This is a genomic window from Halioglobus japonicus (genome assembly GCF_001983995.1).
Lineage (GTDB): Bacteria > Pseudomonadota > Gammaproteobacteria > Pseudomonadales > Halieaceae > Halioglobus > Halioglobus japonicus.
The window spans coordinates 3,652,095-3,667,819 of the sequence record NZ_CP019450.1; the positions used below are offsets into that span (position 1 = coordinate 3,652,095).

General features: G+C 59.1%; 17 protein-coding genes. 12 read left to right on the top strand and 5 right to left on the bottom strand.

What is annotated here, in order from left to right; translation table 11 throughout:
• The first annotated feature begins 200 nt into the window (after positions 1 to 200).
• The 5 genes from BST95_RS17155 to htpX all read left to right on the top strand — a co-directional run bounded on the left by BST95_RS17155 (position 201) and on the right by htpX (position 3,077).
• Positions 201 to 392 (top strand): hypothetical protein, encoded by a 192-nt coding sequence (locus BST95_RS17155; RefSeq protein ID WP_066050296.1) that lies wholly within the window; start codon positions 201 to 203, stop codon positions 390 to 392.
• A gap of 10 nt (positions 393 to 402) precedes the next feature.
• The gene (locus BST95_RS17160; protein WP_084200687.1) at positions 403 to 1,089 is read left to right on the top strand and encodes a hypothetical protein; all 687 of its coding nucleotides are present in this window, start codon (positions 403 to 405) and stop codon (positions 1,087 to 1,089) included.
• Between the two features lie 7 nt (positions 1,090 to 1,096).
• Positions 1,097 to 1,810 carry a DnaJ domain-containing protein gene (locus BST95_RS17165; RefSeq protein ID WP_084200688.1) on the top strand — a complete coding sequence of 238 codons (714 nt, stop codon included), beginning with the start codon at positions 1,097 to 1,099 and terminating at the stop codon, positions 1,808 to 1,810.
• 63 nt (positions 1,811 to 1,873) lie between these two features.
• Positions 1,874 to 2,191, top strand: coding sequence for a hypothetical protein (locus tag BST95_RS17170; RefSeq protein WP_084200689.1), 318 nt, complete (start codon positions 1,874 to 1,876; stop codon positions 2,189 to 2,191).
• 4 nt (positions 2,192 to 2,195) lie between these two features.
• Positions 2,196 to 3,077, top strand: a complete 882-nt coding sequence (gene htpX, locus BST95_RS17175; RefSeq protein WP_084200690.1) for a protease HtpX — start codon at positions 2,196 to 2,198, stop codon at positions 3,075 to 3,077.
• Here htpX and BST95_RS17180 read toward each other — a convergent pair.
• Positions 3,074 to 3,781 (bottom strand): hypothetical protein, encoded by a 708-nt coding sequence (locus BST95_RS17180; RefSeq protein ID WP_084200691.1) that lies wholly within the window; start codon positions 3,779 to 3,781, stop codon positions 3,074 to 3,076. The genes htpX and BST95_RS17180 overlap by 4 nt on opposite strands.
• Positions 3,782 to 3,914: 133 nt before the next feature.
• On the opposite strand from BST95_RS17180, the gene BST95_RS17185 reads away from it, so the two are divergent.
• From BST95_RS17185 to BST95_RS17205, 6 genes are all read left to right on the top strand, one after another.
• Entirely contained in the window at positions 3,915 to 4,634 is a 720-nt protein-coding gene (locus BST95_RS17185) for a DUF1499 domain-containing protein (RefSeq protein WP_066050312.1), read from the top strand.
• Positions 4,635 to 4,636: 2 nt separating this feature from the next.
• On the top strand, positions 4,637 to 5,272 hold the full coding sequence (locus BST95_RS21165; protein ID WP_338073390.1) for a S1C family serine protease: 636 nt from the start codon (positions 4,637 to 4,639) through the stop codon (positions 5,270 to 5,272).
• The gene (locus BST95_RS21170) at positions 5,269 to 5,694 is read left to right on the top strand and encodes a S1C family serine protease (RefSeq protein WP_338073391.1); all 426 of its coding nucleotides are present in this window, start codon (positions 5,269 to 5,271) and stop codon (positions 5,692 to 5,694) included. The genes BST95_RS21165 and BST95_RS21170 overlap by 4 nt, the downstream gene beginning before the upstream one ends.
• A 498-nt stretch (positions 5,695 to 6,192) precedes the next feature.
• Positions 6,193 to 7,407: an acyl-CoA dehydrogenase family protein gene (locus tag BST95_RS17195; RefSeq protein ID WP_084200692.1), complete on the top strand. Its 1,215-nt coding sequence runs from the start codon at positions 6,193 to 6,195 to the stop codon at positions 7,405 to 7,407.
• A gap of 10 nt (positions 7,408 to 7,417) precedes the next feature.
• Positions 7,418 to 8,557, top strand: a complete 1,140-nt coding sequence (locus tag BST95_RS17200) for an acyl-CoA dehydrogenase family protein (protein WP_084200693.1) — start codon at positions 7,418 to 7,420, stop codon at positions 8,555 to 8,557.
• A gap of 9 nt (positions 8,558 to 8,566) precedes the next feature.
• Complete coding sequence (locus tag BST95_RS17205; RefSeq protein WP_084200694.1) at positions 8,567 to 8,917, top strand: nuclear transport factor 2 family protein; 351 nt, start codon at positions 8,567 to 8,569, stop codon at positions 8,915 to 8,917.
• A 2-nt stretch (positions 8,918 to 8,919) separates the two neighbouring features.
• Here BST95_RS17205 and BST95_RS17210 read toward each other — a convergent pair whose 3' ends face one another.
• The gene (locus BST95_RS17210; RefSeq protein ID WP_084200695.1) at positions 8,920 to 11,238 is read right to left on the bottom strand and encodes a putative bifunctional diguanylate cyclase/phosphodiesterase; all 2,319 of its coding nucleotides are present in this window, start codon (positions 11,236 to 11,238) and stop codon (positions 8,920 to 8,922) included.
• Between the two features lie 160 nt (positions 11,239 to 11,398).
• Here BST95_RS17210 and BST95_RS17215 point away from each other — a divergent pair, with 160 nt between their 5' ends.
• Complete coding sequence (locus BST95_RS17215; RefSeq protein WP_084200696.1) at positions 11,399 to 11,926, top strand: hypothetical protein; 528 nt, start codon at positions 11,399 to 11,401, stop codon at positions 11,924 to 11,926.
• A gap of 8 nt (positions 11,927 to 11,934) precedes the next feature.
• Here the strand turns inward: BST95_RS17215 and BST95_RS17220 are convergent, their stop codons facing one another.
• From BST95_RS17220 to BST95_RS17230, 3 genes are all read right to left on the bottom strand, one after another.
• Positions 11,935 to 12,267: a hypothetical protein gene (locus BST95_RS17220; RefSeq protein ID WP_066050335.1), complete on the bottom strand. Its 333-nt coding sequence runs from the start codon at positions 12,265 to 12,267 to the stop codon at positions 11,935 to 11,937.
• A gap of 245 nt (positions 12,268 to 12,512) precedes the next feature.
• Positions 12,513 to 12,914, bottom strand: coding sequence for a hypothetical protein (locus tag BST95_RS17225; protein WP_084200697.1), 402 nt, complete (start codon positions 12,912 to 12,914; stop codon positions 12,513 to 12,515).
• A 29-nt stretch (positions 12,915 to 12,943) separates the two neighbouring features.
• A complete protein-coding gene (locus tag BST95_RS17230) occupies positions 12,944 to 15,706 on the bottom strand; it encodes a response regulator (protein WP_084200698.1) in 2,763 nt (920 codons plus the stop codon).
• Positions 15,707 to 15,725 lie beyond the last annotated feature (19 nt).

Below are 15,725 nucleotides of genomic sequence, written 5' to 3' on the forward strand. Positions count from 1 at the left end.
GTAGACACCCTAAACCCGGCCAATTCAAGCCTTGCCCTTCCCAAAACCTGGCCAATCGTTGTAAGCTCGAGGCACTCCCCGGGGTGGAAGCACCGCCTTCCCCTGTCATATCCATGTCATATCACCGGCCTAATCTGGAACCCACGATGGTTCCCGGGCCCGATTTACCCCGGATAACAACGAGAACGAGAGAGAAAATTTTGCAAACGACACGTTTTAACCCCAGCGAATTGTGCAGCCGGAAGCTGTGGCAAATCGTCAACAGCGAACAAGCCGGTCCCCTGGACAGCGCAGACCTGCAGCGCGCCATCAGTGAACTCGCTGCGCGGCGCCACTATCTGACAGAACTGGCAGAGATGGGTAAACTGGGAGACTCCAGCCACCAACTGTAACAGGCCTGCCATGGCCAAAGCGCCCAGCCAACGGTCCCAGAGTCGGGACATTGATCTCTTCCTGAAAAAAAGCCGGGACATTACCGCGTTCCGCCGCCAGCAGCCGCGCCTGCTTTTCGCCATCGATGCCACCGCCAGCCGTCAGCCTACCTGGGATCGGGCCAGCCACCTGCAGGGTGAAATGTTTCGCTCCGTCTCCAGCACCGCCAGCCTGCGGGTACAACTGTGCTACTTCCGCGGGTTCAATGACTTCTTTGCCAGCCCCTGGCTGAATGACAGCCAACAACTCACCCGCACCATGGCGCAAGTCCAGTGCGAAGGCGGCCACACCCAGATTGCCAGGCTGCTGCGTCACGCCCAGCAGGAACATCGCGCTGAGCCCATAAAAGCAGTGGTGTTCATCGGCGATGCCATGGAGGAAAACCCCGACACCCTGAGCCAGCTGGCCGGTGAATGCGGCCTGCTCAAATTACCGCTGTTCCTGTTCCAGGAAGGTCACGATGCTCAGGTTGAGCGCACCTTCAAACACATGGCGAAGCTGAGTGGCGGTGTTTACGCGCGTTTCGACCAGCGCAGCGCCGATACGCTCGCGGCACTTCTCGGTGCCGTGGCTCGCTACGCCAGCGGCGGTATCGCGGCGCTTGAAAAACAGGGCGGCCAGGGTGATAAACTGTTACTTCAACAATTGAAGCGCTGAGATTCCTGTGCCACGTTTGATTCTGCTAGCGGCTGTCGCCATCGTCCTCTACATCCTGCTAAAACGCGCCCAGGCGGCACCACCGCACAAACGCCGCGGTGAATACATCAAGTTGGCCCTCGGTGTGGCCGTGGTCGGGGTCGTTATTCTGGCACTGGCCGGCAAGATGCACTGGATCGGCGTGGCACTCACCGGTCTGCTGGTCGTGTTGCGTCAGCTGGGTCCCACACTGATCCGATTCTTTCCGCTGCTGGCCTCACGCATGGGCCAGGCAGCCCCCAGCGGCCAACAGTCGACCGTCGCCACCGACATCCTGAGTATGCAACTGGATCACGATAGCGGTGAACTCCACGGCGAAGTACTGGAGGGTCCCTACAAGGGCTGGCGCCTGGCAGATATGCAACGCGAGCAACTGGATGAACTCATGGCGTATTGCCAGTCCCGCGACCCGGATTCCGTGCAGCTGCTGCAGGGCTACCTGGAGCAGCGTTTCGGCAGCTACGAAGGCGCTGCGGACCAAACGGCTAACGAGGAACCGACCGGCCCGGGAGGCCTGAGCCGCAAGGAAGCCCTGGCGGTACTCGGCCTGGACGAAAGCGCCAGCGATGACGATATCGTGGCCGCCCACCGCAAGCTGATGCAGAAACTGCACCCCGACCGCGGAGGCAACGACTACCTAGCCGCCAAAATCAACCAGGCCAAAGATTTCCTGCTGGGCTAAGGCTTTCCCGCCCGGCAGGACACCGCTACACTTCCCGCGTTCAGATTTGAAGGACTCCACCCAATGTCAGATGTATATGTTATCCGCAACCAGCACGGCCACTACTGGGGCAAAAGCAAGGAGTGGGTGAGCGGCAGTGAAGCCAAAGCCGTCATGCGCGTAAAGCACGAGGATGAGGCGATTAACACCCTGTTCGAATTATCGTCAAAAGACATCGAATTGCGCGGTGAAGTGGTAGCGACGGCGCTGTCAGAGAAAGGCGAGCCAGTGGTTGAGCCCAGCCAGGTTCCCCTGCCCAACCTCGAGCCGGAGCCCGTCGAGGAAGCGGAACAAGCGAACCACGAACAAGCGGTCGAAGCGGCCCCTACCACGGAGCACTGAAACCATGCGCATACTGCTCTTCCTGGCGACCAATATGGCGGTATTGGTCCTCGTCAGCTTTGTGTTCAACCTGCTCGGCCTGGAAGGTATTCTGGCCGCCAACGGGGTCGACCTCAATCTAAGCTCACTGCTGATTTTCTGCGCGGTGTTTGGCTTTGGCGGTTCCCTGATTTCACTGTTGCTCTCCAAATGGATGGCCAAACGCGGCACCGGCACTTACATCATTGAGCAGCCGCGCAATCGCGATGAACAGTGGCTGGTCGATACCGTCCGGGAACTGGCAGAAGAAGCCGGCATCGGCATGCCGGAGGTTGGCGTATTCCCCTCACAAGCGGCCAACGCCTTTGCCACAGGATGGAATCGCAACGATGCACTGGTCGCAGTCAGCGCCGGCTTGTTGCAGCGTTTCAGGCCAGAGGAAGTGCGCGCGGTTATGGCTCACGAAATTGGCCATGTCGCGAACGGCGATATGATTACCCTCAGCCTGATCCAGGGCGTGGTGAACACCTTTGTGATGTTCCTGGCGCGTATCATTGGCCACACCGTGGATCGGGTGGTTTTCAAGACCGAGCGCGGCTATGGCATTGGTTACTACGTGGTGACTATCGTGGCTGAACTGGTGCTGGGCATGCTCGCCAGCATGATTGTGTTCTGGTTCTCACGCTGGCGCGAATATCGGGCCGATGCTGCCGGTGCCAAACTCACCACCAATGGCGATATGATTGCTGCGCTGCAGCGACTGCGCGAAGAGCAGGGCCTACCGCAGGACCTGCCCGGTGAACTCACCGCCTTTGGCATTAGCGAGCAGCTCAAGGAAGGCTTTGCCGGGCTATTCCGCTCGCATCCGCCCCTGGAGGACAGGATCCGAGCGCTCCAGGCCGGTTAAAGCGCCTTCAGCGTGTACTCGCTGGTGGGAATCACATCGATTTTGTCGAAATCGATAAAGCGCGCCACGCTGTCGATCATTTCCTTGCCGCGCCGGGCGACGCCCTCGTCGTCGCCCTCTTCCAGGTCGTAAAACGCGTAGTCCGAGGTCATCGCTGACGCGGGGAAGTTTTCCTCGATCATGGCGTGCAGCGGCGGCGCGGCGTAGCTTAGGCTGCGCACCAGGGTGTTCTGGCGATAGCCAAACGTGGACTGGATGTCGATGGCTATCTGGGTGTGCTTGCCGTGCCAGATCTCCAGCCACTGTGCTTCGCTAAGCCACGGCGGACGCTGCAAAAACACCACGTGACAAAATCCGTGCACCCGCTCGCCGGGTTGGGCTGCATGTTTTTCGCTAATCAACGGTTCAGACTCGGTGGCCAGATAGCTGGTAAAACGCGTCACCAGCGGTGCCAAAAAGTCACCGACGGCGCGGCCCTCTTCAGCGCGATTCATCCACAGCGTGAGGATCGCATCCGGTACCGGTTTGGAGTGATCCTGGCGACGGTGAGCACAGGGCGCCACATCGCTATCGACGACCAGTAAGCGACCGGCACGCACACCCTCCAGAGCATTCAACTCCTCGCGCCGGGCCAGCAGGGTGTCTCGAAATTCGTCACCTGACTGCTGGGTTGATTTCCAGAGGGGAAAGATCAGTTTTTCCAAGGTTTTACTCGCTTTGTCTTTATTCTTTAGCGCACCAGTAAATCAGATGTACACAGCGGTCACAATCACCCACTCGCAAGGACACAGTGCGGGTAGTATTCTTAAACCCCCGAACTCCCAAGAGAGCAATAACATGCAGGACACTTCAACTCCCAAGATGGTCAACTGGGTGGGTTACCTGGCCATTACCATGCTGGTCACACTGCCACTGGCCGTTCTTACGGTGCGCTCAGGCGCATGGCAACAAGGTCTGATGCTGTACGCACTAAGCTGTCTGGGTGCCACCATTATCTTCGTTCTGGCGCTGGTGCTGGGCCTGTTACCACTCTACCGCCCGCACCGGAAAGCCCTGCAGAAACGCGCGCTGCTGGCACTGCCCGGCACAGCGCTGCTTCTGAGCATGGTGGCCAGCATGGGCGACTATCCGCCCATTCATGACATCACCACAGACCCGGATGATCCGCCCCGCTTCACTGCTGCCCCGGAGCAGCGCGGCCCGGACGCCAACAGCCTGGCGCTGGCCCCGGATGTCGTTGAGATGGCCCGTGAGGCCTACAGTGATCTCTCGACACTGGAGACCAACCTGAGCATCGAAGATGCGTTCGCCAAGGCCAAGCAAACAGCGCTGGACCTGGGCTGGGATATTTATCGCGAGGACCTCAACACAGGTTATCTCGAGGCTGTCTCCACTACGGCCCTCATGGGCTTTAAGGACGACGTCGCCATTCGCATTACCAGCAACGAGTCCGGCACTATGGTGGATCTGCGCTCGGTGTCCCGCGTGGGCCGCTCTGATCTGGGCGCCAATGCCGCCCGTATTCGCAAGTTCACCGAAGCGTTCTACCAGGAATAAAAATGAAGTCTGTTTTACCGGCGCTGCTAAGCCTGATGCTGCTGGCCGTATCCCTCCCGGGCACGGCCAAAGACGTGGATTACCTGACCTTTGCCACGGAAGACGAACGCAACAGCACCGAGATCTTCGGCAAGGCCAGCCCCTCCGTGGTGTATGTCACCAACACGGCACTGCGGCGCAGCCTGTTCTCGCGCAACGTACAGGAGATTCCACGTGGCGCGGGCAGCGGCTTTGTGTGGAACGACAGCGGCCTGATTGTAAGTAACTATCACGTCATCGCCGGCGCTCACCGCCTGATCGTCACCCTGGATAATCAGCGCGAATTCGAAGCTGAGCTCATTGGCGTGGCTCCGGAAAAAGACCTGGCGGTACTGCGCCTTGAAGAGCCGCCGGAGGATCTTGTCAGCCTGCCTCTGGGTGACTCATCGGAACTGTCAGTGGGACGCAAGGTACTCGCCATCGGCAACCCTTTTGGCCTGGACACAACTTTGACCACTGGCGTGGTCAGCGCCCTGGGTCGAGAAATCCAATCGCCCAGCGGCAGAACCATACGCGGCGTTATCCAGACCGACGCGGCCATTAACCCGGGCAACTCCGGCGGCCCCTCCTTAACTCCTTGGGCCAACTGGTTGGCGTGAACACGGCCATCTACAGCCCGAGCGGCGCCAGTGCGGGCATTGGCTTTGCGATTCCGGTCAATACGGTCAAAGACGTGGTGCCACAGCTCATTGCCTACGGCCGCATTCTCCACCCCATCATCGGTGTGGAACTGGCTAGCGATAGCTGGATTCAACGCTACCGGATTGATGGCGTTCCTATCGTGCACGTATACCCGGGCCTGCCTGCGGCGGAAGCAGGACTGACAGGCGCGCGGCGGGTCTCCCGGCGCGAGGTGGAACTGGGCGACATCATCACCCACGTTGACGGGGTCCGGGTACGTAATAGGGATGACTACCTGAGTGCACTAGAGAAGCGTAAGCCCGGGGATACGGTGACTATTCGGACACGGCGGGAAGAGGAAGAGCTGAGCTTTGAGGTTCGGTTGATTGAGTCACAGTGACGGTTTGTTCTCTGCCCGTCGGTCTGTAGACAAATTCTGCCTCCCGAAAACGCTACGGGGCACATCCATGTGGTCGCTTCGGCGTCCCGGAGCGCCGGCCGCGCCATCCCTGCCTACCGACGATTTCGGAAGCCAGAATTTGTCTACAGACCTAATCCCTGCAACAACTAGTTGAACGGGCCAATAGGGTCTTTCCTGTCTCGCAGACTCGCCGAAACAAGGTCTGGGAGCGGTTAGGCCCTTTCGAAATCGTCCGTAGCCATGGATAGCGAAGGCCGAAGCGCGCCATGGATGGCCTTGCAGCGGTTTCGCAAGGACCTGACCGTTCCCGGACCGACGCTCAGATCACGAGTATGTCCCAATATGTCACCCAGACTGACTTCTTAGGCTATTGCCTGCAAATCACCAGTAAGTACCCTGAAGATCCTTCATCTAGCGGGCTTTGAGCACATAAACTGCGCCCGACCCTCCCGCTTACGTTTTATTGACGGAGACACCATGACAGCTGCCGATAGGAGTTCGACTGTGCAGGACCTGGAACAGTTTCGCCTCGATGTTCGCCAGTGGCTTGAAGATAACTGCCCCGAGTCACAGCGCCAACCCATTACCCCCGAAGAACAGTACTTCGGTGGTCGCAATGCGACGTTCCCGAGTGAAGACGCCCGCATCTGGTTTGAACGGTTCCGCGACAAAGGCTGGGTATGCCCCGAGTGGCCAACCGAGTACGGTGGTGGCGGCCTGAGCCCGCAACAGGGCAAAGTTATCAAGGAAGAAATGAAAGCCATCCGGGCGCGCACGCCGCTGTACGGCATAGGCATCTGGATGCTCGGCCCCGCGTTGCTGGAATTTGGCAATGAGGCGCAGAAACAACAACACATTCGCGACATCATCGATGGCAAGGTGCGCTGGGCCCAGGGTTATTCCGAACCCGGTTCAGGCTCCGACCTCGCCAGCCTGCAGTGCAAGGCCGAGGATATGGGCGACCATTTCCTGGTTAACGGCTCCAAGATCTGGACCACTGCCGCTGACAAGTGCGATTGGATTTTCTGCCTGGTCAGAACAGATCCGGATGCAAAGAAACAGGAAGGTATCAGCTTCCTGCTGATCGACATGGACGACCCCGGTATAACCACCACCCCGATTGAGCTGATTTCCGGCGAATCCGAGTTCTGCCAGACCTTTTTCGACAATGTGAGGGTCCCCAAGGAAAACCTGGTCGGTGAACTGAACGCGGGATGGAGCGTCGCCAAGGCACTGCTGGTCCACGAACGCAAGCTGATGTCAGAGATTGGCAGCGACTCACCCCGCGAGGTGGTCGTTCCCAACCAGGCAGCGCGCCAGTACCTGGAATTTGAGGACGGCAAGATCGCCGACGCTGAGCTGCGCTCGCGCCTGGTGGACTACGACATGGAAATGCACGCCGTGGGCCTCACCCACTTCCGCACCTTCGAAGAGAAAGTTGCCGGCGTGCGCAGCGCCGCACCGCTGGTCATGAAGTATGTGGGCACCGAGGCGGAGAAACAGAAGAGCGAGTTGCTGCTGGCCATTATGGGCAGCCAGGGGCTTGGCTGGGAAGGCGAAGGCTTCAACCGCGCCGAAATCGACACACTGCGGCTGTGGGCTATGTCCTACGCCATGACGATTGCCGGCGGCACCTCAGAAGTACAGCTCAACGTGATCGCTAAAAACGTATTGGAACTGCCCCAGGGCTAGGAGAGGTAACATGGCACTGGTACTGAATGAAGAACAGCAATTCCTGCAGGATACTGCCCGGGAATTCTTGAAAACCAATGCGCCGGTTGAGGCATTGCGGACCCTGCGCGACGAGCGCAACAAAACGGGCTACGACAGCGCACTGTGGCAGCAAATGGCAGAGCTCGGTTGGGCCAGTATTATTCTGCCGGAGGAATACGGCGGCCTAGATTTTGGCTTTCTCGGCCTCGGTGTGGTCATGGAAGAAGCCGGTCGTACACTCACCGCATCCCCGCTGTTCGCCTCGGCCGTTGTCGGTGCCTCGGCCATTTTGCTGGGCGGCACGCCCTCCCAGAAAGAGACGCTGCTACCAGCCATTGCAGCAGGCGAGACTACCCTGGCACTGGCCCTGGAAGAGCACAACCGTCACAAGCCCCACAGCATTGCGACTACCGCCGAGACCACTGACGATGGGTACGTACTGAACGGGCGCAAGACATTTGTGCTGGACGGCCACAGCGCCAACCAAATTCTGGTCGTGGCGCGCAGCGCAGGCGACACTGGCGACAGCGCTGGCTTGAGCCTGTTTCTGGTGTCCGGTGATGCCCCCGGCATACAGCGTCAGCGCACGCTGATGGCCGACAGCCGCAACGCTGCCAATATCACGCTCGATAATGTCGCGGTGGGCCCTGAGGCACTAGTGGGCGAGGCTGGCCAGGGTTGGTCGGTACTGGAGCCGGTGCTGGATCGCGGCCGGGTAGCGATGGCCGCTGAAATGATGGGTATTGCCCTGGAGTGCTTTGAGCGCACAGTGGCCTACCTCAAGGAACGCGAACAGTTCGGCGCACTTATCGGCAGCTTCCAGGCGCTACAGCACCGCGCCGCCTTTATGCAAACCCAGCTTGAACTGGCGCGTTCGGTGGTATTGCAGGCCCTGTCCGCCGTCGATGAAACCCCCGAACAATTGCCGCTGCTGGCAAGCCTGGCCAAGGCTCGTCTCAACGATCTCGCGCAGCTGGTGACCAACGAAGCGGTGCAAATGCACGGTGGCATCGGCGTCACCGACGAAATGGAAATCGGCTTTTTCCTCAAGCGCGCACGCGTCGCCATGCAGGTATTCGGCGACACCAGCTTTCACAAGGACCGCTACGCCACCCTGTGTGGCTACTAAGGAGCAACAATGGAATACGCAGACAAAGTCGCGGCGGTAGAGCGCTACGTCGAGGCCTTCGACAAACAGGACATGGCAATCATCCGCGATATCTACGCGGAGGATGCTATTGTTGAAGACCCAGTGGGCAGTGATAAGCATGTGGGCATTGAAGCGGTGTGTGCTTTTTATGAAGGCGCCCTGGGGTCGGGTGCCAAACTCGTACTCAGCGGCCCGGTCCGCTCAGCCGCCAACACGGCAGCATTTCCATTTCAGGTCAAAATGGGTGACATGAGCATCGATATCATCGATATCTTTGAATTCAATGAAGCGGGTAAGGTCGTCAGCATGAAGGCCTACTGGGGCCCCGAGAATATGTAATCTCAGCCGCCCGGCACCTGCCGGGCGCGCCCATCCAGCCCCTGCAACTCACGCACAAAATGCCAGGGCTTTAACAGCTCGGCAAACTCATCCACCGGTACGGGCGCACTGAACAGGTAGCCCTGAATAATGTGGGCGCCGTGCTCGCTGATAAAGTGGTACTGCTCCGGCGTCTCAACGCCCTCCACCACAACGTCCAGCCCCAGCCCACGGGCCATGGCGATAATCGCAATTACCAGGCTGGCATCTTCGGCGCTGTTCTCGGCGGCGATAACAAAGCTACGATCAATCTTCAGCTCGGTTAACGGGAAACGGCTGAGGTAACTCAGCGATGAATAACCGGTGCCAAAATCGTCGATGGACAGACTCACACCCATTTCCCGCAACTCGCTCAAGGCCTTCACCGAAGCGTGGGTATCGCCCATCACAACACCCTCAGTCAGCTCCAGCTGCAACACACTGGGGTCGACCCCTGTCTCTTCGAGAATGTCTTTGACCTTGCGCACAAAGGTAGGCGTGAATTGCAGGGCAGAGACATTGACGGCCACTCGCGGCAATAGCAGTCCCTGCTCGCGGAAGCGCTTTACCTGCATACAGGCCTCGCGGATCGCCCAGTCGCCCATATCATTGATAAGCCCCATTTCTTCGGCGAGGGGAATAAACCGGAACGGGGGTATCAGTCCCTGCTCTGGGTGCCGCCAGCGCATCAGGGCCTCGGCGCCTTCCACGGCACCCGTGCGAGTGTTCACCTGTGGCTGGTAGTACAGCACCAGTTCATCGCGCTCGATAGCGCGCCGCAAATCGGTCTCGAGCGTCAGGCGATCCAGACCTGCCGCATCCATATCGTTGTTGTACACCAGGAAGCTGTTTTTGCCCGTGCTCTTGGCGTGGTACATCGCGGTATCCGCGCAGCGCAGCAGGCCCTCCACGTCGTCGGCATGGTCAGGCGCCAGGGCAATACCTACGCTGGGGGTGACCACCAGTTCATGGCCGTCGATCAGCATGGGTTCCACCAGCGCGTCGAGCAGTCGCTGCGCAACCACCCCCGCCGCCTCGGGGCCCGCCACATGGTTGAGCACCACGGTGAATTCATCGCCGCCGAGCCGCGACACCCCGATCTTGCCGCTGGTCTCACTGTAGTGCGCTACCACGTCGCTCTCGCGCACGCAGTTCGCCAGCCGTGCACCGACCTCTCGCAACAGTAAATCGCCGGCGCTATGCCCCAGGGAATCATTGATCCGCTTGAAGTTGTCCAGATCAAGGAACAGCAGCGCCAGCTGCTCCTCGTTGCGTTTGGCCAGTCGCAACAACAGCGACAATTGCTCGGTAAACAAGCGGCGATTCGGCAGTGATGTCAGGCTGTCGTAGTAGGCGAACTGACGCAGCCGGTTCTTGGCCTGGGTGACCTGCTTGACCGCCTGATTGAGCTCCTGGTTGCGCTTGGACAACTGCGCGGTACGCTCCTCCACCTTCATGCTGAGCAGTTGGTGGTCGACATCCATACGGGTCTTGTAGTCGGACATACCGCTGAAAATGCCGTTGATGATGCGCGCGATGTCGCTGATCTCACCGCTGCCGCGAGCCTGTACCGGCTTCTCCAAACGCCCCTCTGCGAGCTCCTGCGCTGCCCGCGCCAGCCGGGCCAAGGGCGCGGTAATCCGGCGTGTGAAGACGGCACTGAACAACATGCTGACACAAGCGAACAGCGCGCTAATCAGGAAGACACGGTACAAATGGGGAGTGACCTGCAACAGAATCTGCTGCTGGGGTACTACGAAGTCGAGATAGCCCACCACGTGGCGGCTGCCCTCGGCAAAGACTTCACTCTGAGCCAGTACAAAAGCCTGTGTATCCACCGATGACTGCGGATTAACGCCGGAGAACACCGGTAAGTTGAGATGCAGCTCTGCACCCGGAGGATAAAAGGCACTGACTAACCCGACACCTGCGGCGGTCCCATCGCGATTCAAGGACTGCAAGTTGGTTTCTGCAGAGGTCGTATTGCCCCGCGCCTCATCGAACCCGGCCAGGTCCGAGGAGCGACCGAGCACGATGCGATTGTCACCCTGGGTGGAATAGGCGGTAATGCCGATCACGGGTGTCTGCAGCATGGGCTTCAGGGCAGCCGACAGGGCCTGGCTGTCGCCCAGGTACATCGCGTAGGCAATCTGGTACCGCGAACGGACCTCGCGCTCCAGCTGGGCAAAAGCCCGCTCGCGCTCGGCATTGAATTCGTGTGTTGCACTGACCCCGCAGACCAGCAGGCCCACGCTGATCACTATCGTACTTACCAGCGCATTGAACTTTCCGGCAATGGTCATCCGGCGTCCACCTGTCCCCTTGTTGTTATGCTCACAGTATGTGGTATCCCACCGCCGGTTTCCAAGGGGCGAAAGATCAACTTTTCCCACTTTTTTGCTGGTCGAAAAGCAGGCGCCTATGGTTGAATTCCCCTATTAAAAACAAAAGGATGCGACTTAGATGTCGGAATTCCAGCTAACCCATGTCGCGCTGGTCGGCGCGCGTATGGATGCCTTTTCTCCGCAGGGCTTCAAAACGCGCAGTGAGCTTAATATGAAACGGGTCTTTCCGGACACCGCCGGACTAAAGTTATCCGATATGGACACGGCACAGTTTCGTGAGCATTTTGACCAGGCCCTGCCCCTGTGGGTGCACAATATTGTGACCGACCGCGAATTTCCCGGCCGCAGCAAGCTGGCTATGTGCCTGCGTCGCTTTGAGGGCGAATTGCGCGATCATCGCGAAAACGAGGTGATTGCCAGCGTATTAAGCTCCGGTTTTCGCAATCGTCCCCTGGATCCACTGGCTCTGCCCGAGAGCATGCCGCTGCGCCAGCGCTGCGCAATGCTGATGTATATCGATGTCTGGCAGGAAGCCTACCGACGCATGACAAGGGAGTTGTGTGCGCTGCTAGAGGAGCAGGCTGAGGTACTTGATCAGTGGATAGCGACAGCGGAGCCTGAGATCGACCACGCTATCGCGTCCTGATATCCCGATCAGGCGTCCGCCGGACGGCGATCGCCTGCTGACTTCCCTACCATACGCACGGTGCGCTGACAGGTATCCAGCCAGGGCTGGACGGTGTCGGTTTTCAAGGCGCGCACAAACCCGCCTTCACTGCGACACGAAATACTGGTCTTGTTTGGCGTCCAATCACCCTCTTTCGGGCGCGGCTTACGCTTGGAGTAATACCACAGGCCACGGCGGTCCTGCATGATGTAATTGGCATCGTCAGGAAGGAATACCTTTTTCCCGTCGATGACGGCAAAGACCTCCAGGTCACTGCCGGTTTCGCTTTCTAGCGATGCTGTTGGTGTTATAGTCAACATCTCTGCCCCCACAAAAAATAGTCAGTTCCATTCCATTGGCTGGGCGGGTATAAGCCCGCAAGATGCCGCAACTCCGCGACATGCCCGCTAGTTATATGTGAGGATCGGGCAAGGGGCAAAGGTAATTTGGCCAGATTTTTGCTGAATTTGCCAAATTCGGTATTAGTTGGCCATTTTTTTACGCATCTTGATCATTTCTAGGGACCGAGTGCGATTGATGTGCCAAATTTTCGACGCCTAAGCGGCTAATTCGTAATCAGCTGCATGTGAGGCGGGGACTTTGGCGTGGGGTCCAGGGCCTCCAGTGGCTCGGGTACCCCCTGAGACATCAGCTCGGCAGCCTGTTCCACGGCACTCATCAACATCTGCAGTGACATGGTTGAGCGCAGCTCCGGCGTGGCCAGCTTACCCTGCAAATCCGCCACGTCACGGTCGCTGATAAAGCCCAGCACCACCGCGTTGGTCAGGTAGTCGCGAATAATCTGGCGACTGACCTGATCCTGCAAATAGCTCTGATAGCCCTCATCGCCGAACACCTGCACCAGAACCGATTTCTGCTCTTCGGTCAGGGGCCCGGTCACAAACGGCAGTTCATCGCCAAATGCGAGCTCTATACTTTCCACCAACTTGTCCAGTTGCAAATGCACGGAAGTGCTCCTTGGGGTCATGGGTCGAACTAACCTTTTATCTCAAGGTTTTGTCCGGTCAATTCATTGATTTGGCCAACCAGTGCACGGAAATTAAATGGTTTGCCCATATAGCCGTTACAGCCTGCTTCCTCGGCGAGGGCGCGATGCTTGGCCCCGGTGCGTGAGGTCACCATAATCACCGGCAGGTGCCCGTATCGGCTCGATTCGCGAATTTCCCGCAGCGTCTGGATGCCGTCTTTAACGGGCATCTCCACGTCCAGCAGAATGATGTTCGGCAGCCGATCCGTGCTGTTAAGCCACTCGATCGCAAGCGCGCCGTTCTCGGCCGTCTCGGTCTCCGCACCTACGCCACCCAGCTGGCTCGTCGCGACCATTCGCTGGGTACGGGAGTCATCAACGACCAGTGCAAAGACGCCATCTACCACTTCCTGCGGCGCCGGGGGTACCGGTTCTGCGGGCTCTGCTACAGCCACAGCGGGCTCAGTCTGCCCACCGAGTGATTGCATGGCAACTGCCTGCTGCTCAAGCAACGCCTCGGCGCTGGCGTTATTGCGACTGGCCTGAGCGATGAGTTCCGCAAGACCATCCAGCTCTCCCTGCAATGCCGGGTTCTGCTCTGCGTAGATAAGACTCCGCAGTGTGCCCAGTCGCGCCTCGATGGCGACAAACAGGTCGGTTGTTGCTGCGCGCAGATCCGTTTCCTGGGCTGTAAGCGCCTGCATCTCGCCGAGTTCGGCCGGCGCCGCAGATTCATCCGCCATAGGCTCAGGCACCGGGGGTGCTTCTGGCGACGCTGTATCCGCCTCCTCCGGCAATTCGAGAGCTTCCTCCACGACAACAGCGGCCTCAGCGCTATGCTCTTCGGGCATCGCCGCATAAGGGAAGACATTGCCGATATCACAGCGATTGGCTTTGATAGCCGCAACACCCTGGGCAGCGGCTTCCTGCCAGGCGCGCATTATCCTGAAGTAATCCGGGGCCAGGTCGCCGGTGGGGGCGGGCAGGCCTTCAAACAGAATTTCGTAGTTCTCCATCAAAGTGCCGAACCCGGCAAGGCCAACACCATTGGAGATGCCCTTCAAAGTATGCAGAATGCGGGCGATTTCCGCTGTGGGTGCGTCGCCGTCAAGCTCGGCCTCCCAGGCGTTCAGTATCTGCGCCAGCGCGGCCACTTCGGAGGTACCCTCCTCCGCAAACGCGTCGAGGAAATTTTCCAGTACATTGGCGCCTTCGGGGGCGCGCGGAATAAAGGACAGATGCGCCGGTATGCACCAGGCAGCATCCTGAGGTGCCGCAGCCGCGACTGCAGGCTGTTGTGGTTCCGGCTCCGGTTCTGGCTTCGCAACAAACGTGGGTTCAGGCGCAGTCTCTACAGCGGATGACTCAGCTGCAGGCTCTGCCGCCGCCAAATCATCGCCGCCGTCGAACTCGTCAAACAGGGCATCGATATCGGTATCTTCTTGCCCTGGTTCCCAACCACTGGGCGCGAGATCGGCATCGAGATCGTCGTCGAGAATGCTCTCTTCAAATACATTGTTATCGACAGCGCGCAACACCGGCGGGGTATCGATTTCAATAACCCCCCTCTCCCCACTTTCGCGGAACAGGTTGTTACAGATCTCGCCGCTGTCCATCCAGCACAGACGCAGGAAAATGGCGTCGCGCTGCGTGTCGGTCAATTCGGCGAGACTGGCAGGGATGGCAGTGAAGATATCCATCACCCGGGCATAGTCCTGCTGCTGGGCCAGGTTGGCACTGGATTCGTCCGTGGCCATGGAGAAATCCGCGTAGACCGAGTCTGCCGGGCGGCCCATGGCCACCAGTCGTGCTCCCAGGGCCATGTTGAGCTCTTCCATCAGCGGTGCAATCAGCGGCGTGACCGCCGCCAAAATGCTCTCGCCCAACTCGGCCACTTCCTGAATTTCTTCGGGCAGGTCTACCGGCTCGTCGGGCTCTACATCAACCACCGGCTCCATGGCGACCAGTTCCAGGCCTCCAATATCACCCTGTGCTTCACCTAATTCACCGCCGGCAACGAGGTAGTCATCAAAGGCCTCGTCATCGACAGGCGCCGGATTCTCGGCAATATAGTCCTCTACTGAATCGGCTGCAGGCTCTGTCTCCGTAGCGGCTGACTCGACCTCATCTACCTGCTCCACGGCGGATTCAGTGACTTGCACCGCGGGGGCCAGCGTCTCAGGTTCAGTGGCAGCGGGTGCTGCCTCAACAGGCTCGGTCACATTTACGGGCGCCACAGCCTCGACAGGCTCTGCTGCCACAGGCGCCGGTGCCGCGTCGACTTGATCGCCGCGCTTGACGCGTTTGACCTTCAGATAGGTTTCACCGATATCATCGTCATCTTCCAGACCGAGAATATCGTCACCATCCTGTACATCGATCTTGCCCTCAAACACCCCCACGTCCCCGTCGCGGGAGAAATCAAGGGCCATAACCTCTTCAATCTCGAGGTCTTCACTCAGGCTCTCATCCATCGAGTCGCGGTAGATATCGCTGGACGCTCCGTCCGAGGACATGACCACTTCCTCGCCGACGTAGGCGTCAAACGAATCGGCGCCATCCTTGCCACGCTGCATTGGACGCGCAGCAATCTCAGCCTCAAATGCGCTGAGAGACATATCCACGGGGTCCTGGCGATCGACGACAAACAGCTTCTCAGTCGGCTCGTCTTTGTCGAGCTCGTCCATCAACCAGAGGACCATCGCCTCCTGAGCGCTGTCCAGGCCATCCGCCGCATCCTGCGACCCGACTTTGTTCTCATCAGTATGCACGTTGCTTCTCCTTCCGCGC